This is a genomic window from Actinoplanes sp. NPDC023714, from assembly GCF_040639855.1.
Lineage (GTDB): Bacteria > Actinomycetota > Actinomycetes > Mycobacteriales > Micromonosporaceae > Actinoplanes.
In genome coordinates, this window is the sequence record NZ_JBFAAR010000003.1 from 521830 (window position 1) to 540891 (window position 19062).

A 19062-nucleotide genomic window follows, 5' to 3' on the forward strand; every position below is an offset into this window, starting at 1 on the left:
ACGCATCTTTGCGTGCCACGCATGTTTTGCTACGGTGGGGGCATGACGGGATTGCGGCAGCGCAAGAAGGCCGAGACACGGGCGGCGCTCGGCTGGGCCGCGATCCACCTCACCGCCGAGCGCGGCTACGACAACGTCCGCGTCGAGGACATCGCCGAGGCGGCCGGCGTCTCGCCGCGGACCTTCAACAACTACTTCTCCAGCAAGGCCGAGGCGATCGCCTCCCGCCATCTCGACCGCAGCCTGCGCACCGCGGCCGCGCTGCGGGAGCGTCCCGCCGGCGAGCCGCTCTGGGAGGCGCTCACCGCGGCGGCGCTGGAGCAGTTCCGGCCCGGGCCCGAGGTCGAGGCGATGCCGTCGCCCGCGCACCCCCAGTGGGCGGCCGGCGTGCGCGCCATGCTCGCCGAGCCGGCGCTGCAGGGGGAGCGGCTGCGGGCCGCCGCCACCGCCGAGGCCGAGCTGGCCGCCGCGGTGGCCGAGCGGACCGGCACCGACCTCGCCACCGACATGTACCCGCGTCTCGTCGCGGCCGCGGCCGGCGCCGCCGTGGCCGTCGCGATGCAGCACTACCTCGACAGTGCCGACCCGGCCCCGATCGACCGGCTCATCACCGACGCCGTCAGGCAGATCGCGGCGGGCCTGCCCGAACCGTCCCGCCTCCGCTGAGCCGCCGCTTCCGCTGAGCCGCCGCTTCCTTCAAGCCGCCGCTTTCCAGCCGCATCCGCGTCGCCTCCGCGACGTGGCGATGACGCGTGCCCCGAAAGGATCACGATCATGATCGATGTCCTCATCGCCGGAGCCGGGCCGAACGGCCTCATGCTCGCCTGCGAACTCGCCCTCGCCGGCGTCCGCCCGGTCGTCCTCGAACGCCGCACCACCGCCACCGGCGAACCCCGCGCCAACGGCCTCGTCGGCCAGGTCGTGCGGCTGCTCGACCGGCGCGGGCTCGCCGCCCGGCTCAGCGGCGACCCCACCCCGCCGAAGCCGCAGCCGGCCTTCGTCTTCGGCGCGTTCCCGCTGGACCTGACGACGCTCGAGGAGAACCCGCACTACGTCCTCGGCGTGCCGCAGGCCCGGCTCGAGGCCGAGCTCGCCGCCCGGGCCGCCGAACTCGGCGTCGGCGTGCGCCGCGGTCACGAGGTCACCGGCCTGCATCAGCACGACGACCGCGTCGAGGTCGACCTCGCCGGCGGCGCCCGGCTCACGGCCCGGTTCCTGGTCGGCGCCGACGGCGGCCGCAGCGTGGTGCGCCGGCTCGCCGGGATCGCGTTCCCCGGCGTCACCGACGACCGATCGGTCTCCCGTACCGCCACCGTGACCATCCCGGCCTCGCATCTCGATCCCGGGACCGGCGGCCTGCGCGTGCCCGGCTACGGCATCGTCCCGCCGTTCCAGCACACCCGCACCCCGCACGGGCTGATCGCCTGGGCGCCGTTCCCCGGACGACCCGCGGTTCTGAGTACGACGGAATGGCCCGCGACGCCGGCCTCCGGCGACACCCCGATGAGCCTGGCGGCGCCGGCTGTCGCCGGCACTCCGATCAGCCCGGCGGCGCCTCCGATGAGCCTGGCGGAACTGCGCGCCAGCGTCGCCCGGGTGCTCGGCGCGGACCTGCCGGTCGACGCCCCGGACGGCCCCGGCCTGCTGCGCCGGTTGACCAGCGGGAACACGAGGATCGCCGCCCGCTACCGGGACGGCCGGGTGCTGCTCGTCGGCGACGCCGCGCACGTCCACCCGGCGATGGGCGGCCCCGGCCTCAACCTCGGCCTGCAGGACGCCGCCAACCTGGGCTGGAAGCTCGCCGCCGAGGTGCGGGGCTGGGCGCCGGAGGGCCTGCTCGACACGTACGAGTCCGAGCGCCGCCCGGTGGCCGACCGCGTCGTGATGTCCACCCGGGCGCAGGCGGCCCTCATCGCTCCCGGCGACGACGTCACCGGCCTGCGCGAACTCTTCGCCGAACTGCTCCACGAACCGGCGGTGACCGGGCACATCGCGGCGCTGATGTCCGGCGCGGACACCCGCTACCCCGCCGACCCGGCCGACCCGCTGGCCGGCCGCTCCGCCCCGGACGTGGTCGTGCACGGCGCCGAGGGCCCGCAACGCCTCGCCGAGCTGACCCGCACCGCCCGGCCGCTGCTGCTGGACTCCACCGGCGACTTCGCCGAGATCGCCACGCCCTGGAAGGACCGCGTCGACGTGGTCACCGGCCGCCTCGACGGCACCGCCGCGACCGCGCTGCTGATCCGCCCCGACTGCTTCGTCGCCTGGTCAGCAGGGCATGCCGAATCCGAAGGTGGCGCCGAGGCAGCAGGCGCCGAGTCACTTCGAGCCGCACTCACCGCCCACTTCGGCTCGCCCGGCGGCGAGCGTCAGCGAGAAGCCTAGTTTCCTAGGACGCCACGGAGCGCGTAGCGGCGAACGCACCCGAGGGCTGCCCGCCCGAGAGTTGCGCCGACACCACAGCTAAAAGCCTAGTTTCCTAGGACGCCAATGAGTGGACCCCGGTGAGCTGCTCCGACACCGTCCACAGCCGAGCACCCAGCTCCGGATCGCGGGCGTCGGCGGACGGCTCGACCCGCTTCGGGCGCCCCCGCAGTTCCCCCACGCCAGAGGGGCCGTAGAACTCGCCACCGCGGGCGCCGGCGTTCGTCGCGGCGTACAGGATCGGCAGCGCGCCCGAAGCGGCGCCCTGCGCGACCAGCGGGGTGATGATGCGCAGCATCAGGCGGTTGAGGCCGGTGGTGGCCGCCCGCTGGATGCCGGTACGGGTGAAGCCGGGGTGGGCGAGCATGCTGCGGATCGGGCTGCCGGCCGCGGTGAGGCGGCGGTGCAGTTCGAGGCCGAAGACGGCGTTGGCGAGCTTCGACCGGTTGTAGGCGGCCATCGGCCGGTATCCGGCGGCGCTGCCGAGGTCGTCGAAGCGGAGCGTGCCTTTCCGGTGCAGGTTCGACGAGACGGTGACGACGCGCGGGTCGCGGCCGGCGGCGAGCAGGTCGAGCAGCAGGCCGGTGAGCGCGAAGTGGCCCAGGTGGTTGACGCCGAACTGCAGTTCGTGGCCCTGGGCGGTGACTGTGCGCGGCATCCCCATGACGCCCGCGTTGTTGATCAGCAGGTCCAGCCGGTCGTGGTCGGCGCGCAGGTCGCGGGCGAAGGCGCGGACCGCGTCGAGGTCGGCCAGGTCGAGCCGGCGGGCTTCGGCGCCGGGCAGCAGGCGAGTGGCGCGGCCGGGGTCGCGGACCGCGGCGATGACATGGTCGCCGCGGTCGAGGAGGGCGCGGGCGGTGGTTAGGCCGAGCCCGCCGGTGGTGCCGGTGATCAGCGATACCGTCATGCGTCACACCATGTCGAAAGTGGCACTCAGTGTCAAGGGAGGCGCGTAGTATCGTGGCGCCGTGACGAGCATGGCGGAACGCAAGCGGCAGCTGGTGGCCGCCGAGATCACCGAGGCGGCGCTGCAGCTCTGCGCCGTGAAGGGGTTCGACAGCACGACGGTCGACGAGATCGTGGAGGCGGCCGGCATCTCCCGGCGCACGTTCTTCCGGTACTTCTCCTCGAAGGAGGACGTCGCGATCCAGCTGCTCGCCTCGCTCGGCGCCGACATGCGTGACGAGCTCCGGGCGCGACCGGCCGGCGAGGCGCCGGCCGTCGCGCTGCGCCATGCCGTCGGCATGGCCATCGACCACTGCGTGGACGAGCCGGTGAAATCCCTGCGGGTGGTCCAGCTGATTCTGCGTACGCCGGTCCTGCACGCCCGCATGCTGGAGCGTCAGGCGCAGTGGCGGGAGTGGCTGACCGCCGACCTGGCCGGCCGCCTCGGCCGGGACCCGGCCACCGACCTGTTCCCGGAGATGGCGGCCGGGATGGCGCTGGCCGCGTTCGAGGCGGCGATGCGGCACTGGAGCGTCAGCGACGGGGCGGCCGACCCGCACGAGCTGACCGACCGGGCGTTCGCGGTGATCGGGCCGGCGCTGGACCCGCGCCGGTGAGCCACCTCCGGATCAACGGCGCCGACCTCTACGCCGAGGTGGCCGGGGACGGCGAGCCCGTCCTGCTGCTGCACGGCGGCTTCTGCTCGCTGGAGTCGCTGCGAGCACAGTCCGACGCCCTCGTGGCGGATCACCGGGTGTACGCGTTCGAGCGCCCCGGGCACGGCCGCTCCGCCGACATCGACGAGGCCTACGGATATCCCCGCATGGTCGCCGACACCCTGGCCTACCTCGACGCGGCGGGCCTCGGGTCGGCGCACGTGGTCGGCTACAGCGACGGCGCGATCATCGGGCTGCTGCTCGCCCTCGACCACCCGGAGCGGGTGCGGTCGCTCGTCGCGATCAGCGCGAACCTCGACCCGTCGGCGTTCGAGGACTCCGATCTCACGCTCAGCGCGCTGCCGAAGCCGGAGCCGCAGCGCCCCGACGTCGAGCGGATGCACTACGACCGTCTCTCGCCGGACGGCGCCGCGCACGCTGACCTCGTACTCGAGAAGCTCTTCGCTCTCTGGACCAGTGAGCCGCACATCGCGCCGGCCGACCTGGCCCGGATCACGGCGCCGGTGCTGGTCATGGCGGGGGACCGGGACACCATCCGCCCCGATCACAGCCTGCGCATCGCCGCCGCGATCCCCGGCGCGCAGCTCGCCATCGTGCCGGGGACCACGCACAACCTGATCGCCGAGCGTCCGGAACTGATCAGCACGATGATCCGCGAATTCCTCGATCACGCCCGGGAGCGGCTCAGCAACCAGACGAAATAGGGCGCCCCGATCAACGCCATCATCAGCCCGGCGGGAATCTGCGAAGGGGCGATCAGGGTACGGCCGAGCGCGTCCGCCACGCCGACGAGCAGGCCACCGAGCAGCATGGCGACCGGGATGATGCGCCCGTGCCGGACGCCGACGAGGCCGCGCGCGAGGTGCGGGGCCACCAGCCCGACGAAGCCGACCACGCCGACCGCCACGACCGCCACGGCCGCCGCCACCGCCGCGATCGCCAGCAGGGTGAGCCGGGCGCCCTCGCAGCGGACGCCGAAGATCCGCGGGGTGTCCTCGTCGATCGCCAGCAGGTCGAGCTGGCGGCGCAGGCCGAGCACCGCGGGCGTGGCGATCAGGAGCACGGCCACGACCGGCAGCACGTCGGCGAAGGTACGGCCGTACGTGGTCCCGGACAGCCAGGTCAGGATGCGCGGGGTGTCCCACGGGTCGGCGCGCAGCAGCAGGAACGTGCTGACCGCGGTGAGCGCGTAGCCGCAGCCGATGCCGATCAGCAGGAACCGGTCCGGCAGCAGCCCGCCCCGCCAGGCCAGCAGGGTGATGAGCGCGAACGTGGCGAGGCCCATCGCGACGGCGGTGCCGATCAGCACCGGGCGCCCGCCGGGCAGGCCCGAGGTCACGACGATCACGGCGCCGAGGCCGGCGCCCGCGGTGATGCCGAGCACGCCGGGCTCGGCGAGCGGGTTGCGCACCGTTCCCTGGACGACGGTCCCGGCCAGGGCGAGGGCCGCGCCGGCCGTGATGGCTGCGGCCACCCTCGGGGCGCGGTCGTCGAGCGCCCGGCCGATCAGATCCGGCGCGGCGCCCTGCAGCCAGAGCACGACGTCTCCGGTGCGCAGCCACAGGCTCCCGGCCAGCAGGCCGGCCACCGCGACGGCGGCGAGCAGCACCGCCGCGACGGTCAGCACGGTGAGGAAGCGGCGGCGGGAGCGGACGGCGACGTGGGCCCGGGGCGCCTCGCGGGCTGTCCCGGCGTCGCGCAGCCGCAGCGCCAGGACCACGATCACCACGGCGCCGAGCAGCGAGGTCGGGATGCCGGTCGGGATCGAGGCGGCCGCCTGGGCGCCCATGATCGCCCGCAGCACGGCGTCGGCGAGCAGCACGAGCAGCGCCCCGGCCAGGCCGCAGGCGGGCAGCAGGAGGGCGTGCCGGCTCAGCACGCCGATGCGGTGGGCGGCCAGGCGTACCGCGACCGGCGCGGCCAGGCCGACGAAGGCGAGCGGGCCGGCGAGCGTCACCGAGATGCTGGTGAGCAGCACGGCGCAGAGCACCGCGACGAGCCGGGTCGCGCGGATCGGCACGCCGAGCGAGGCCGCCGTGTCGTCGCCGAGGCCGAGCACGTCGAGGCGCCGGGCCAGCAGCAGGGCGACGGCCAGCACCACGGCGACGACCGGGGCGGCGCGGGCCGCGGCGTCGATGTTGAGCTGGGCCAGCGAGCCGCTGCCCCACGCGTACAGGCCGGTGGTGTTCTCCCGGAACAGGATCAGCAGCATCGCGGTCGCCGCGTCGAGGGCCATCGCGACCGCCGAGCCGGCCAGGACCAGCCGGGTCGAGGCCAGCCCGGCGGCGCTGCCGGCGAGACCGAGCACCAGCGCCGCGGCGAGCAGGCCCCCGCCGAAGGCGACGGCGCCGGACGCCCAGAGCGGCACCGCCAGGTGGAACGCGGCGACCAGGCAGAGCGCGAAGTAGGAGCCGGCCGTGACGGCGAGGGTGTCCGGGGCGGCCAGCGAGTTGCGGGTCACCGACTGCAGCAGCGCGCCGGCGCAGCCGAGCGCCACCCCGACCGCGATCCCGGCGGCCATCCGCGGCAGGCGCGAGCCGGTCAGCACGTCCGTGACGGGCACGCCGCCGACCTGCTCGCGGGCACCCAGCAGGTAGCGCAGCAGGTCGGTGAACCCGATCCCGGAGGTGCCCTGGGTGATGTGCCAGAGGCCGGCCGCGACCACCGCGACGAGCAGGACGGCCAGCACGGCCGCCCCGCTCGCGCCGCGCCCGAGCCCCGCGGCGGGCAGGGCCCGCCGCACCCGGGTGTCGCTCACGCCCCGGTCAGGATCTTCACGTAGGCGTCGATCGCCTGCTCGTTGGAGAGCGGGCCGCCGGCGCCCCAGACGCCCGCCGGGAACGCGTAGGCGCGCTTCTCCGCGACGGCCGGCAGTGCCGTCCAGATCGGGCTCTTGGTCAGCTCGGTGACGTAGCTGTCCGGGGTCTCGTCGTCGGAGTAGAACAGCGTCGCGTTCCCGACCGCGGTGAGGCCCTCGATGTCGGTCTGGGCGAGACCGTACGAGGGATCGACGCCGCCACTGCCGTACGAGGAGTTGATCTCGTCGGTCCACGCGGCGGTCATGCCGAGCTGCTCACCGAGCTCGGTGAAGAGCGCGCCCTTGCCGTACGGGCGGATGACGACGTTGCCGCCCTCGATCCAGCCGTCGAAGAACAGGAAGTCCTTCGCCGTCACGTTCGCGGCCGCGACCTTCTGCTTCGCCTCGGCGAGGTGCTGGTCGAACTGCTTCAGGACCAGGTCGGCGCGCTCGGTGCGGCCGGTGGCCGTACCGATCATCGAGAAGACCTTCTTCATGTTCGCGATCTGGCCGGACGCGTCGGCGCCGACCGTGGCGAGCACCGGGACGCCGCGCTTCTCCAGCTTCGTGATGATCTCGTCGTCCGCCTGGTACGCCTCCACGACGATGAGGTCCGGGTTCGTGGCGTAGAGCGCGTCCAGGTCGGGCTCGCCGCGCTCGCCGGTGTCCACGACGCCGGAGGGCAGCGTCTCCGCCTTCACGTAGGTGCCGTAGCCCTTCGCGTCGGCGACCGCGACCGGGGTGACGCAGAGGGTCAGCAGGTCCTCGGTCTGCTGCCACTCCAGCACCGCGACCCGCTGGGCGGGCTTGGCGAGCTCCACCGTGCGGCCCACGCCGTCGGTGATCGACACCGGGCCGGTCGCGGTGCTCGTGGTGTCGTTCGCGCAGGTCTGCGACACGGGCGCGGACACCGCGCCGGCGGCGGGCTCCTCGACCTCGGTGGTGCCGCAGGCCGAGGCCGTCACGGCGACGGCCGCGGCGAGCGCGGCGAGGCGGATGCGGTTCATACCGGGATCTCTCCTGTGGTGGTGCGGGGACGGGCGGGGTGCCGCCCGACGGGGTCGATGCGCAGGCGGCCGGTGCGCGGGTCGGTCTCGACCTCGACGCGCAGGCCGTAGACCTCGCTGATGTTCTCGGCGGTGAGCACGGCGAACGGGTCGCCCGCGGCGTGCACCCGGCCGGCGGCGAGCAGCACGAGCGTGTCCGCGACGCGGGTGGCGTGGTCGAGGTCGTGCAGCACGATGCCGACCGCGACGCCGTGCTCCCCGGCGAGGTCGCGGACCAGGTCCAGGGTCTCGATCTGGTAGCGCAGGTCGAGGTGGTTGGTCGGCTCGTCGAGCAGCACGACGCCGGTCTCCTGCGCCAGGCAGGCGGCGAGCCAGACCCGCTGCATCTCGCCGCCGGACAGCTCGCCGACCGGCCGCTCGCCCATGTCGTGGACGCCGGTGACCCGCATCGCCCGGGCGACCGCGGCGCGATCGGTGGCGGACGGCCCGGCGAAGCGGCGCCGGTGCGGGTGCCGGCCGAACGCGACGACCTCGGCGGCGGTCAGCCCGTGCGGGGCCTGCCGGGACTGCGCGAAGAGGGTGACCTCGCGGGCGAACTCGCGGGCGCTGAGCAGCGCCGTGTCCCGCTCCTCGAGGCGCACCCGGCCGTCGTCCACCCGGTGCAGGCGGGCCAGGGCGCGCAGCAGCGTGGACTTCCCGCTGCCGTTCGGGCCGACCAGCGCGGTCACCCGGCCGGGCTCGATCGTCACCGAGACGCCGTGCACGACCGCCGTTCTCCCGTAGCGGAGCACCAGCTGTTCAGCGCTGAGGGCGGACATGGTCGGGCTCCGTATCGGCTTAGTAAGGGTTGCCTTGCCTAACGGAGGCTAGGTGATGATCAACTTGGCGGCAATCCCGCACCCGGGACATCCGATACGGGAAACCGGACATCAGCCCGCTTTCGTGATCCGCCCCGGAGTCACCTGCATCACCCGGCGGAACGCCGCGATGAACGTGCTGGGCTGCGAATATCCGAGCCGCTCGGACACTTCCCGCACGTCGGCGCCGGTCGACAGCAGCGCCATCGCCTCGTGCACCCGCAGTGCCTGACGCCACTGCGCGAACGACAGCCCGGTCGCCTCCCGGAACGCCCGGGTGATCGTTCTCTCGCTCACACCCAGGTGAACCGCCCACTCCTGCAGCCCGCGGTCGTCGGCCGGGTCCTCGAGCAGCGCCTCGGCGATCACGTCGATCCGCGGGTCGCCGGGCAGCTCCAGCGCGAACTGCCGCTCGGCGGCCTCCAGCACGTCGAACACGACGGCCTCGGTCCGCTGCCGGGCCCCGGCGTCGAGGCCGGCGCGGGCCAGCCGCAGCAGCAGCGACTCCAGCAGCGGCGTCATGGTGATCGAGGTGGGGCCCGGGAACGCGACCGGCGTGCGCCCCGGGTCGAAGAACGCGTCGTGCAGCTCGGCGCCCGCGGTCAGCCGGCCGCCGTGCACCACCCCAGCCGGCAGCCACAGGCCGGACCCGGCCGGCACCGTGACGATCCGGTTCCCGATCCGGGAGGTCAGCGTCCCGCCGCGGACCCACACCAGCTCGTGCATCGGGTGCGCGTGCGGCAGCCAGTCGGTCGCGGCGCCCTGCACCTCCGACTCGGCCACGATCGCGTGCGGGGCCTCGCCGGCCGGCACGGGGAGGGCCCGGCGGACCACCGTGCCCGGGTCCCGGCGCCAGGTCGCCGGTCCGACCTCGTCCTTCACCATCCCCGATTCGTGTTCGATCACCCCGCGAGGGTACGGGCGACCCACAGATCCTCGACCGGCCATCGTCCCGCCCAGTCCGCCGTCGCGATGTCGTAGTACTCGTGGGTCTCGGCGTCGTCGGCGGCGTACAGCTCGTGCAGGGCCTCGACGGCGAACCCGGAGGCGCGCAGGATCCGGATCCACTCGCCGTGGCTCGGATGGAACTCGGTCCCGCCGCCGGGCCACCGTATCCGCGCCGTGCCGCGCTGCGGCCGCAGCAGCCGGTCCCCGGCGAAGCCGCCCTCCTCGGGGACGCAGAGCATCGCCTGCACGCTGGTGGTCAGGAAGACGAGCCGGCCGCCGGGCCGCAGCAGCCGGGCCGCCTCCGGGATCCAGCGCTCCGGGTCGCACCAGACGCACGCCCCGTACTCGCTGACGGCCAGGTCGAAGGAGCCGTCCGGCAGCGGCACCTCCTCGGCGTTCGCCTCGATCAGCGGGAACGACAGCCCGAACTCCCGCTGGCAGCGGCGGGCGGTGTCCAGCTGGGCGGGCGTCAGGTCCACGCCGGCCGGGCGCGCGCCGCGCCGGGCCAGCCAGGCCGAGACGTACGCGGTGCCGCAGCCGAGCTCGACGACGTCGAGGCCGGCGACGTCGCCGAGGACGCCGAGCCGCCGCTCGGTGTTGCCGAACAGGCCCCAGGTGAACTCCTCGGCCGCCCACGCGGCGTGCGCCCGCGAGTCGGTGAACTCCGCGTTCACCAGCGTCCAGAGCGCACGGTTGACGGCCAGCTCGTCCGGCGAATCAAGCATGCGCCACTGTGGCAGGACGACCGGGCGGACGCCGTCATCCCGGGCGGACGAAATCACCCCTATGACGCGCGGCACGGAGGGTCACGGTCATCGGCACCTGCACCGCCCGTCCCGACGACACCGTCACCGCCTGCGAACACCGCACGCCGCCTGATCTCCGGCCCGGTTAGAGTGCGATCATGACCGACGCATCCGTGCACCTCGCGGCCCAGCCTCGCCTCGACACGCTCGTGACGGAGTTCCGCTCCGACGCCCGAAGGCTGCGCACCGACTTCGCGGGGACGGCCTGGATCGGCGACATCCCCGACCCGGAGTCCGGGATGATGGGACCGAACTACCAGCGGCGCGCCGTCGACTCGCAGTTGTTCCTGCCCGACACCCACTGGTACACCGTCGGCGACCTCGACGACGCCGAGATCCAGATCGCCGTCGGCCTGCTCCAGGTGCCCGGCACCAAGCAGGGCACCCAGGGCCTGGTCGGCGCGATCGCGGACCCGAGTGCGGACTTCTTCGAGCACCCGGAGCACGACGACCGGGTCGGCGTCTGCCTCACGCTGCGGGGCCAGATCTGGTCCAACGTCGGCCTGTCCTATCGGATCACCGTGCTGTGCCGGCCGGAGGCCTTGATCAGTACCGCACCCACCGCCTGAACGTGACCGTGGTGGCCGGCGGCGCGTGAATGGCCGAGAAGCCGCGCCGGATCTAGCATGCACACCATGAGCGACGTCGACCCCGGTGAGCTGCCCGAGCTGACGTTCGTACTCCCGACCATCCCGGCCTCGGCCGGGGCTCTCGTCCGTGGCCGCAAGGGCCGGTTGCTCATTCTGAAGCCGACGTACAAGGGCGGCTGGACGATCCCGGGTGGGGTCGTCGAGGTCGGCGAGTCACCCTGGGATGCGTGTCGCCGCGAGACCAGGGAGGAGTGCGGCCTCGACGTCACCACGGGACGGCTCGCATGCGTCGACTTCCGCCGCCCACGACCCGACCGTCCGGGTGGTATGCGCTTCCTCTTCGACTGCGGCGTCTTCGACGACGACGTCCTGGACACGGTGATCCTTCAGCCGATCGAGATCGCCGAAAGCCGGGTCCTGCCGATCGACGAGGCGCTGCCTCTGCTCAGCGGACCGGTCCGGCGTCGTGTGCGCGCCGCCTGGAAGGCCAAGGGAGTGCGCTATCTGGAGGACGGCCGCCCGGTGCAGGGGGTCAGCCCTTAGCGCCCGGAAGCCGGCGACCGCACCAACCGCGAAGGCGGCTCGACGCCGCGCCCGGGGGCGTCAGCGCCCGCGATCGGACACCCGGGCCACGCCGCGGGCCGTCGGGTAGTGGTTGGGGCTGCCCAGGCCGTCGAAGTCGGCGGCGAGCCGGCCGTCCACGTCCGCCTCGGCCGGGTCGACGCCGGCGGCCATGGCGCGCTTGCGGGCCAGCAGCCGGCGGACCACCAGGAAGACGACGAAGGCGACGCCGAGGGCGAGCACGACCTTGGACACCGGGCCGAGCCAGCCTTCGACGCGCTCCCAGTTGTCGGCGAGCTGCCAGCCGGCCCCGATCAGGGCGGCGTTCCAGATGCCGCTGCCGATCGCGGTGAACAGGACGAACCTGCCGATCGGCATCCGGGCGACACCGGCCGGCAGCGAGATCAGGCTGCGCACGATGGGGACGCACCGGGCGGCCAGCACCAGCCAGGAGCCGTACTTGTCGAAGAGCGCGTAGCCGCGTTCCACGTCGGCCCGGGTGGACAGCACGAACCAGCGTTTGCCGGCCAGCGCGTGCAGGCGGTCGTACCCGAGCAGGGCGCCCACGTAGTAGAGGACGAGCGCGCCGGCCAGGGCGCCGACCGTGGCGGCGGTCCAGACGGCGATCACGTTGAGGTCGCCGTCACGGGCCCGGAAGCCGGCCAGCGGCAGGATCAGCTCGGAGGGGATCGGCGGGATCACCGTCTCGAGGAAGAGCAGCAGGCCGACGCCGGCCGCCCCGAGCGCATCGACGAGCCGGAAGACCCAGTCGGTGATCCAGTCGGTGATGCCACTCACGTGGAACTCGTCTCCTCCGTCGACCAGCAGGTGGCGCCGAAGATACGGGGGCAAGATACGAACTTCCTGAAAAACTGCCCGATGGGAACGATCTTGACGGGCCGGGTGTTGCCCCGGATATGACTGCACCCCGCCTTTCGATCCTGGACCTGGCGCCCATCGCCCCCGGCGAGACCGTCGCGCAGGCCTTCGCGAATTCCGTCGCCCTCGCTCAGGCGGCCGAGAGGCATGGGTACGAGCGGGTCTGGTACGCCGAGCACCACAACATGGCCCGGATCGCGTCCAGCGCCACCAGCCTCCTGATCGGCCACGTCGCCGCCCACACCTCGACCATCCGGCTCGGCGCCGGCGGCGTCATGCTGCCCAACCACTCGCCGCTGGTGATCGCCGAGCAGTTCGGCACCCTCGCCTCGCTGCACCCGGACCGCATCGACCTCGGGCTGGGCCGGGCGCCCGGCAGCGACCAGGCCACCATGCGGGCGATGCGCCGCGACCCGATGTCCGCCGAGTCCTTCCCGCAGGACGTCCTCGAGCTGCAGGGCTACCTCAGCGGCGCGTCCCGCGTCGAGGGTGTGCAGGCCACGCCCGGCGCGGGGACGAACGTGCCGCTGTTCATTCTGGGTTCGTCGATGTTCGGGGCGCGGCTGGCCGCGGCGTACGGTCTGCCGTACGCGTTCGCCTCGCACTTCTCGCCCGGACTGCTGCACGAGGCCGTCGCCCTCTACCGCCGCGACTTCACGCCGTCGGAGCAGCTGTCCGCACCCTACGTGATCGCCGGGGTGAACGTGGTGGCCGCCGCGACCTCCGAGGCGGCGCGGGAGCGGTTCGAGACCACCCGCCGCATCCTGGTGCGCGGCCTGATCACCCGGGCCCCCGGCGCGCCGGACTACGGCGACGAGGAGATCGACGCGTTCCTGGCCACGCCGAACGGCCGCCAGCTCGCCTCGATGCTGACGTACACGGCGGTGGGCACGCCGGACGAGGTGGGCGCGTATCTCACCGCGTTCGCGAAGGAGGCGCAGGCCGACGAGCTGATCGTCGCGCACCAGGCGACCCGGATCGAGGACCGCCTGGAGTCGGTCGCGCTGACCGCGGAGGCCGTCGCCTAATCGACGGAGGTCAGATAGGGGTCGGCCCACGCGCTGATCACCCGGGCCGCGCGCTGCGCCTGTCCGGAAGCGGTCAGCAGATGGTCCGACCCCTCCAGCGCGACGAAGCTGCGCGGGTGCTTCGCGGCCTGGAAGATCCGGCTGGCGTTGGCGACGTCCACGGTGCTGTCCGTGGGGGAGTGCATCACCAGCAGCGGCAGCCCGAGGTCCTCCACGTGGTGGCGCAGCTCGGCCCGGCGGAAGTCCTCGACCAGGCTGCGCTTGAGGATCAGCGCCTTGCCGCCGACCAGCCACTCGGCGTGCCCGTCCTCGATGACCCGGTCGACGAGGGCCTGGTAGTGCCGTTCCACGTTCTTCGGCTCGAACGGGGCGCCGATCGTGGCGACCGCCCGCACGCTGGGGATCCGGTTCGCCGCGGCGATCACGGCGGCGCCGCCGAGGGAGTGGCCGACCAGGATGTCGGGCGCCGTGCCGCGCCCGGCCAGGAACTCGGCGGCCAGCACCGTGTCGTCGACCTTGACCGCGAACGATCCGTCGCCCCAGTCGCCCTCCGAGTCGCCGAGGCCGAGGTTGTCGAAGCGCAGCATGCCGATGCCCTCGGCGGCGAGCTGCTTGCAGGTGCGGGCCGCGCCCGGCGAGTCCTTGCTGAGCGCGAAGCCGTGGGCGAAGACGCCCCAGCCGCGGACCGGTTCGGCGGGCGGGTCGATCAGCCCGGCCAACGCGGGCCCCCGGCTGCTGGCGAATCGGACGCGCTCGGCCACACCCCGATCCTAGGTGTCATCCGGGCTTTACCGGCCCGGACTTCCCGAACAGCGCGGCCAGGCTCGCGTCCGAGGCGGCCAGGGCGTCCCGGTCGAAGGTGCTGCTCGCGGCGACCAGTTCGGCCGCCCCGGTCCGCTCGAGCAGTTCGGCGAGCCGGCTCTCCACGGCGGCCCGCGTCCCGGTGATCGCCGCCGCCACGGTCCGGTCGAGGTGACCCTGCTGACGCGACGTCCGCGGAGCGGCCCGGACAGCCGCCACGGATTCCAGGGGCGGAAACACCCCATGGGTACGGCTCCACGCCATCGCCCACGCCTCGGGCAGCAGCAGGTCGGCGGCCTCCGCCTCGGTGTCCGCGATCAGGACGTCCAGGCTGATCGCGACCCGCGGTTCCGGTTGCCGCTCGGTGGGCCGGAAGGCGCGCCGGTAGGCGTCCAGCGCCTCCATCCCGGGACCGGGGTCGCCGCCGACGCCCAGCAGCGGCCCGCCGACGATCACCGGCAGCCCGGCCTCGGCGGCCACCCGCAACCCGCTGCCGGTGGCGAGCACGTGCAGCGGCACCGGACCGTCCGGCCGCGGATGCGCGGTGACCTCGGCCGTCCCGTCGAGATACGCCCGCAGTTCGGCGAGGTCGGTGGCGAAGTCGTTCTCGCCCTGGCGCAGCGCGCGGCGCACCGGGGCGGTGAAGCCGGGGGAGCGGCCCAGCCCGAGGTCGACCCGGCCCGGCGCGAAGGCGGAGAGGGTGGCGAACTGCTCGGCCACCACGATCGGCTGGTGGTGCGGCAGCATCACGCCGGCCGAGCCGATCCGGACGGTCGACGTGGCGCCGGCCACCGCGGCCAGCAGCACGGCCGGCGCGGCGCCCGCGATCCCGGGCACCCCGTGGTGCTCGGCGACCCAGATCCGGTCGTACCCGAGAAGCTCGGCCCTCGTGGCGCGCGCGACGGTCGCCCGGAGCGCCGCGGCCCCGGTCTCGCCGGCGCGGATCCGCGACCGATCCAGCAGGGAGAGTCCGTTGATCACGACAGGTGCAGCATCGCCGGGCGGCGCGCTTGTTCCCGGGAATTCATCCGTTCCGGAGGAGGCGATCACGCCGGATCGACGTCCATCGTCGAGCCGAACAGCTCCCTGCGGCGTCTCCACCCAAGCAGTTCGGGGAAAGTCATGGCAGATGTAAGGGAAGCCCCCTCGAAACCCGAAGCCGTCGCGAGCCTCGGTCTCCCGCAGGCGACGGCGCTGATCCTGGGCAGCATCATCGGGGTCGGCATCTTCAACCTCCCGTACTCGCTGGCCTCGATCGGGCCGATCAGCATCGTGGCGATGGTCCTCACCACGGTCGGCGCCGTCGCCCTGGCGATGATGTTCGCCTCGCTGTCCCGGCGGCTGCCGGCCGACGGCGGCCCGTACGCCTACGCCCGCGCCGGGTTCGGCAACGGCACCGGATTCCTGAACGCCTGGTCGTACTGGATCACCGCGTGGGCCGGCAACGCGGCGATCGTCACCGGCTGGGTCTTCTACGTCGAGAAGTTCGTCAACACCGGCCACGTGGCCGGCTGGTCGATCGTCATCGCGCTGGTCGGCCTCTGGATCCCGGCCGCGATCAACCTGAGCGGCGTCAAGAACACCGGCGCGGTCCAGCTCTGGACCTCGATCGTCAAATACGTCCCGCTGGCCCTCATGTCGACGGTCGGGCTGCTCGCCATCAGCTCCGGCAACTTCACCCCGTGGAACGTCAGCGGCGAGTCGGACCTGCGCGCGATCGGCAGCGCCATGGCCATCTGCCTCTTCAGCTACCTGGGCGTCGAGGCGGCCGCGGTGGCCGCCGCGAAGGTCCGCGACCCGGAGCGCAACATCCCGAAGGCCACCCTGCTGGGCACCCTCGGCGCCTCGGTCGTCTACCTGCTCTCGATGGTCGCCGTGTTCGGCGCGGTGCCCACCACCGAGCTGGCCAAGGACGAGAACAAGGCGTCCTACTCGGTGGCGGCCGACGCCATGGTCGGCGGCGGCACCTGGGCCGGCACCCTGGTGGCCCTCGCCGTGATCGTCTCCGGCATCGGCGCGCTCAACGGCTGGATCATGATCTGCGCCGAGATGCCGCTGGCCGCCGCGAAGGACGGCCTGTTCCCGGCCGTGTTCGGCCGGATCTCGCGCCGCGGCGTCCCGGCGCCGAGCATCATCGCCTCCACGGTGCTGGGCAGCGTCGCCATGGCCGTGAGCTTCATGGGTACGAGTGGAGCGACGGTCTTCAACACGCTGGTGCTGATGACCGGCATCACCGCGGCGGTCCCGTACGCCTTCTCCGCCCTCGCCCAGCTGAAGTGGCGGCTGCGCGACCGCCGCGAGCTGCACACGCCCCGGTTCGCCCGGGACGCCACGGTGGCCGTCCTCGCGCTGATCTTCTCGGTCCTGTTCATCTGGTGCTCCCGCAACACCGGCGCGGAGAACTGGTACGAGGTGTGGGGCCCGTTCCTGATGGCCGGTGTCGCGATGCTCCTCGGCATTCCGGTCTACCTGCGCATGCGTACGAGAATGACCGACCCGCCGCCGGTCCCGCCCTACCACTGACCGCTTCCGACCCCCATCCGGGAGGCGCCATGCGCATCGTCATCGCCATCGGCGGCAACGCGCTGCTGGAGCGCGGCCAGAAACCCGACGCCGCGGCCCAGCGGGAGAACGCCCGCCGCGCCGTCGAGGCCCTGGCCCCGCTCGCGGCCCGGCACGAGCTGGTCGTCACCCACGGCAACGGGCCGCAGGTCGGCATGCTCGCCCTGGAGAGCGCCAACGATCCCGAGCTGGAGCGGCCGTACCCGCTCGACGTCCTCGGCGCGCAGACCCAGGGCATGATCGGCTACTGGCTGCTGCAGGGCCTGCAGAACGCGCTGCCCGGCCGGCAGGTCGCCGCCATCGTCAACCAGACCCTGGTCTCCGCGGCCGACCCGGCGTTCGCCGCGCCGACCAAGTTCGTCGGCCAGGTGTACGACGAGGAGACGGCCCGCCGGTTCGCCGCCGAGCGCGGCTGGGAGGTGAAGCCGGACGGCCCGCACTATCGCCGGGTCGTCCCGTCGCCGGCGCCCGAGCGGGTCGTCGAGATCCGCATCATCCGGCAGCTGCTGTCGTCCGGCGCGGTGGTGGTCTGCGCCGGCGGGGGCGGCGTGCCGGTGATCCGCAACGAGGCCGGCCTGCTGGAGGGCGTCGAGGCGGTCGTCGACAAGGACCTGGCGACCGCGGTGCTGGCCGAGTCGCTCGAGGCCGACGCCCTGCTGCTGCTCACCGACGTGCCGGCGGTCTACCGAGGCTTCGGCACCGACCGGGCCGAGCCGATCTTCCGGTCCACCCCGGCCGCGCTGCGCCGCGAGCGGTTCCCCGGCGGCTCGATGGGCCCGAAGGTCGAGGCGGTCTGCCGGTTCGTGGAGCTCACCGGCGACCTGGCCGCGATCGGGGCGCTCACCGACGCCGAGCAGATCCTGGCCGGCAAGGCCGGGACCGTGGTGACCCCGGCCGGCGACTACGGCGGCCCGCACGACCTCACACCCCCACATCAGAGAAGGTGATCGACGTGTCCTTCGGTGTCCATTCCGAGGTAGGCAAGCTGCGCAAGGTCATGGTCCACCGGCCCGGTCTGGAACACACCCGCCTGACCCCGTCGAACGCCGAGGAACTGCTCTTCGACGACGTGCTCTGGGTGGAGCGCGCCGAGGCCGAGCACGACGCGTTCTGCGACGCGATGCGCGGCCGCGGCGTCGAGGTGTTCGAGGTCGAGAACCTGCTCACCGAGGCGCTCGCCGACCCGGCCGCCAAGCAGTGGGTCGGCGAGCACGTCCTGAACGAGCGCGAGGTCGGTATCACCGCCGCCGACCGGGCCCGGGAGTGGGTCGGTGAGGCCGAGCCGGCGCAGGTCGCCGACTTCCTGATCGGCGGGATCACCAAGGCGGACGTGGCCCGGCCGCTCGGGCTGATGTGGGAGTCCGCGTCGTCGACCACGATGCTGCTGCCGCCGCTGCCCAACTTCCTCTTCCAGCGCGACCCGTCCTGCTGGATCTACGACGGCGTCACGCTCAACCCGATGACGAAGCCGGCCCGCAAGCCGGAAACCATGATCATGGAGACGGTCTACCGGTTCCACCCGATGTTCGCGGCCGAGAAGTTCCCGATCTGGCTGGGCGGCGCCGGCGAGGACTGGGGCCGGGCCCACGTCGAGGGCGGCGACGTGCAGCCGATCGGCAACGGCGCCGTGATGATCGGCATGGGGGAGCGGACCACCCCGCAGGCCGTGCTCTGGATCGCGCGCTCGCTGTTCCGGGCCGGCTCGGCGTCCGTGGTGCTGGCCGTGCTGCTGCCGAAGTCGCGCAGCTACATGCACCTCGACACCGTGATCACCATGTGCGACCGCGACCTGGTGACCGCGTTCCCGCAGGTGATCGGCGGCGCCCGGATCTGGACCGTCCGGCCCGGCGACGCCGCCGACGACCTCGTCGTCGAGCAGGCGAGCGGATCGCTGCCCCAGCTCATGGGCCGGGTCCTCGGCGTCGGCGAGATGCGGGTCATCGAGACCGGCGGCGACAGCTTCGGCTCCGAGCGCGAGCAGTGGGACGACGGCAACAACGTGGTCGCCCTCGAGCCGGGCGTGGTCGTCGCCTACGAGCGCAACACCGGCACCAACGCCGCGCTGCGCAAGGCCGGCATCGAGGTGATCCCGATCGCCGGCTTCGAGCTGGGGCGCGGCCGTGGCGGTTCGCACTGCATGACCTGCCCGATCCAGCGTGACCCCGCGTACTGAGCAGACC

The 19062-nt window shown here is 73.3% G+C and carries 19 protein-coding genes; 10 read left to right on the forward strand and 9 right to left on the reverse strand.

Annotation, left to right across the window (positions count from 1 at the left end; all coding sequences use genetic code 11):
• The first annotated feature begins 42 nt into the window (after positions 1 to 42).
• The gene (locus AB0G10_RS17740) at positions 43 to 666 is read left to right on the forward strand and encodes a TetR family transcriptional regulator (protein ID WP_360922147.1); all 624 of its coding nucleotides are present in this window, start codon (positions 43 to 45) and stop codon (positions 664 to 666) included.
• Positions 667 to 774: 108 nt separating this feature from the next.
• Positions 775 to 2385 (forward strand): FAD-dependent monooxygenase, encoded by a 1611-nt coding sequence (locus AB0G10_RS17745; RefSeq protein WP_360922150.1) that lies wholly within the window; start codon positions 775 to 777, stop codon positions 2383 to 2385.
• A 94-nt stretch (positions 2386 to 2479) separates the two neighbouring features.
• Here the strand turns inward: AB0G10_RS17745 and AB0G10_RS17750 are convergent, their stop codons facing one another.
• Positions 2480 to 3331, reverse strand: coding sequence for an oxidoreductase (locus AB0G10_RS17750; protein ID WP_360922152.1), 852 nt, complete (start codon positions 3329 to 3331; stop codon positions 2480 to 2482).
• A 70-nt stretch (positions 3332 to 3401) separates the two neighbouring features.
• Between AB0G10_RS17750 and AB0G10_RS17755 the strand changes: the two genes are divergently transcribed.
• Positions 3402 to 3986, forward strand: coding sequence for a TetR family transcriptional regulator (locus AB0G10_RS17755; protein ID WP_360923058.1), 585 nt, complete (start codon positions 3402 to 3404; stop codon positions 3984 to 3986).
• Positions 3983 to 4750 (forward strand): alpha/beta hydrolase, encoded by a 768-nt coding sequence (locus AB0G10_RS17760; protein ID WP_360922155.1) that lies wholly within the window; start codon positions 3983 to 3985, stop codon positions 4748 to 4750. Before AB0G10_RS17755 ends, AB0G10_RS17760 begins: the two co-directional genes overlap by 4 nt.
• Here the strand turns inward: AB0G10_RS17760 and AB0G10_RS17765 are convergent.
• The 5 genes from AB0G10_RS17765 to AB0G10_RS17785 form a co-directional block, all read right to left on the reverse strand.
• Complete coding sequence (locus AB0G10_RS17765; RefSeq protein WP_360922158.1) at positions 4714 to 6804, reverse strand: iron ABC transporter permease; 2091 nt, start codon at positions 6802 to 6804, stop codon at positions 4714 to 4716. The two genes, AB0G10_RS17760 and AB0G10_RS17765, sit on opposite strands and share 37 nt — an antisense overlap.
• Positions 6801 to 7850 (reverse strand): iron-siderophore ABC transporter substrate-binding protein, encoded by a 1050-nt coding sequence (locus AB0G10_RS17770; RefSeq protein WP_360922161.1) that lies wholly within the window; start codon positions 7848 to 7850, stop codon positions 6801 to 6803. Before AB0G10_RS17770 ends, AB0G10_RS17765 begins: the two co-directional genes overlap by 4 nt.
• Positions 7847 to 8668 carry an ABC transporter ATP-binding protein gene (locus AB0G10_RS17775; RefSeq protein WP_360922164.1) on the reverse strand — a complete coding sequence of 274 codons (822 nt, stop codon included), beginning with the start codon at positions 8666 to 8668 and terminating at the stop codon, positions 7847 to 7849. Before AB0G10_RS17775 ends, AB0G10_RS17770 begins: the two co-directional genes overlap by 4 nt.
• A 111-nt stretch (positions 8669 to 8779) precedes the next feature.
• Positions 8780 to 9613: an AraC family transcriptional regulator gene (locus tag AB0G10_RS17780; protein WP_360922167.1), complete on the reverse strand. Its 834-nt coding sequence runs from the start codon at positions 9611 to 9613 to the stop codon at positions 8780 to 8782.
• Positions 9610 to 10380: a class I SAM-dependent methyltransferase gene (locus AB0G10_RS17785; protein ID WP_360922170.1), complete on the reverse strand. Its 771-nt coding sequence runs from the start codon at positions 10378 to 10380 to the stop codon at positions 9610 to 9612. Before AB0G10_RS17785 ends, AB0G10_RS17780 begins: the two co-directional genes overlap by 4 nt.
• A 179-nt stretch (positions 10381 to 10559) precedes the next feature.
• Between AB0G10_RS17785 and AB0G10_RS17790 the strand changes: the two genes are divergently transcribed.
• Entirely contained in the window at positions 10560 to 11030 is a 471-nt protein-coding gene (locus AB0G10_RS17790) for a hypothetical protein (RefSeq protein ID WP_360922173.1), read from the forward strand.
• A 66-nt stretch (positions 11031 to 11096) separates the two neighbouring features.
• Complete coding sequence (locus tag AB0G10_RS17795; protein ID WP_360922176.1) at positions 11097 to 11594, forward strand: NUDIX hydrolase; 498 nt, start codon at positions 11097 to 11099, stop codon at positions 11592 to 11594.
• 60 nt (positions 11595 to 11654) lie between these two features.
• Here AB0G10_RS17795 and AB0G10_RS17800 read toward each other — a convergent pair whose 3' ends face one another.
• The gene (locus AB0G10_RS17800; RefSeq protein ID WP_360922179.1) at positions 11655 to 12464 is read right to left on the reverse strand and encodes a DedA family protein; all 810 of its coding nucleotides are present in this window, start codon (positions 12462 to 12464) and stop codon (positions 11655 to 11657) included.
• A 65-nt stretch (positions 12465 to 12529) separates the two neighbouring features.
• On the opposite strand from AB0G10_RS17800, the gene AB0G10_RS17805 reads away from it, so the two are divergent.
• On the forward strand, positions 12530 to 13519 hold the full coding sequence (locus AB0G10_RS17805; RefSeq protein WP_360922182.1) for an LLM class flavin-dependent oxidoreductase: 990 nt from the start codon (positions 12530 to 12532) through the stop codon (positions 13517 to 13519).
• Here the strand turns inward: AB0G10_RS17805 and AB0G10_RS17810 are convergent.
• Positions 13516 to 14280: an alpha/beta fold hydrolase gene (locus tag AB0G10_RS17810; protein WP_360922185.1), complete on the reverse strand. Its 765-nt coding sequence runs from the start codon at positions 14278 to 14280 to the stop codon at positions 13516 to 13518. The genes AB0G10_RS17805 and AB0G10_RS17810 overlap by 4 nt on opposite strands.
• A 16-nt stretch (positions 14281 to 14296) precedes the next feature.
• Positions 14297 to 15301 (reverse strand): MsnO8 family LLM class oxidoreductase, encoded by a 1005-nt coding sequence (locus tag AB0G10_RS17815; RefSeq protein WP_360922187.1) that lies wholly within the window; start codon positions 15299 to 15301, stop codon positions 14297 to 14299.
• Between the two features lie 141 nt (positions 15302 to 15442).
• On the opposite strand from AB0G10_RS17815, the gene AB0G10_RS17820 reads away from it, so the two are divergent.
• Genes AB0G10_RS17820 through AB0G10_RS17830 form a run of 3 tightly spaced genes read left to right on the forward strand, consistent with a single transcriptional unit; the run spans position 15443 to position 19055 of the window.
• The gene (locus AB0G10_RS17820; RefSeq protein WP_360922190.1) at positions 15443 to 16843 is read left to right on the forward strand and encodes an amino acid permease; all 1401 of its coding nucleotides are present in this window, start codon (positions 15443 to 15445) and stop codon (positions 16841 to 16843) included.
• Positions 16844 to 16872: 29 nt separating this feature from the next.
• A complete protein-coding gene (locus AB0G10_RS17825; RefSeq protein WP_360922193.1) occupies positions 16873 to 17829 on the forward strand; it encodes a carbamate kinase in 957 nt (318 codons plus the stop codon).
• A gap of 5 nt (positions 17830 to 17834) precedes the next feature.
• The gene (locus AB0G10_RS17830) at positions 17835 to 19055 is read left to right on the forward strand and encodes an arginine deiminase (RefSeq protein WP_360922196.1); all 1221 of its coding nucleotides are present in this window, start codon (positions 17835 to 17837) and stop codon (positions 19053 to 19055) included.
• Positions 19056 to 19062: the final 7 nt, after the last annotated feature.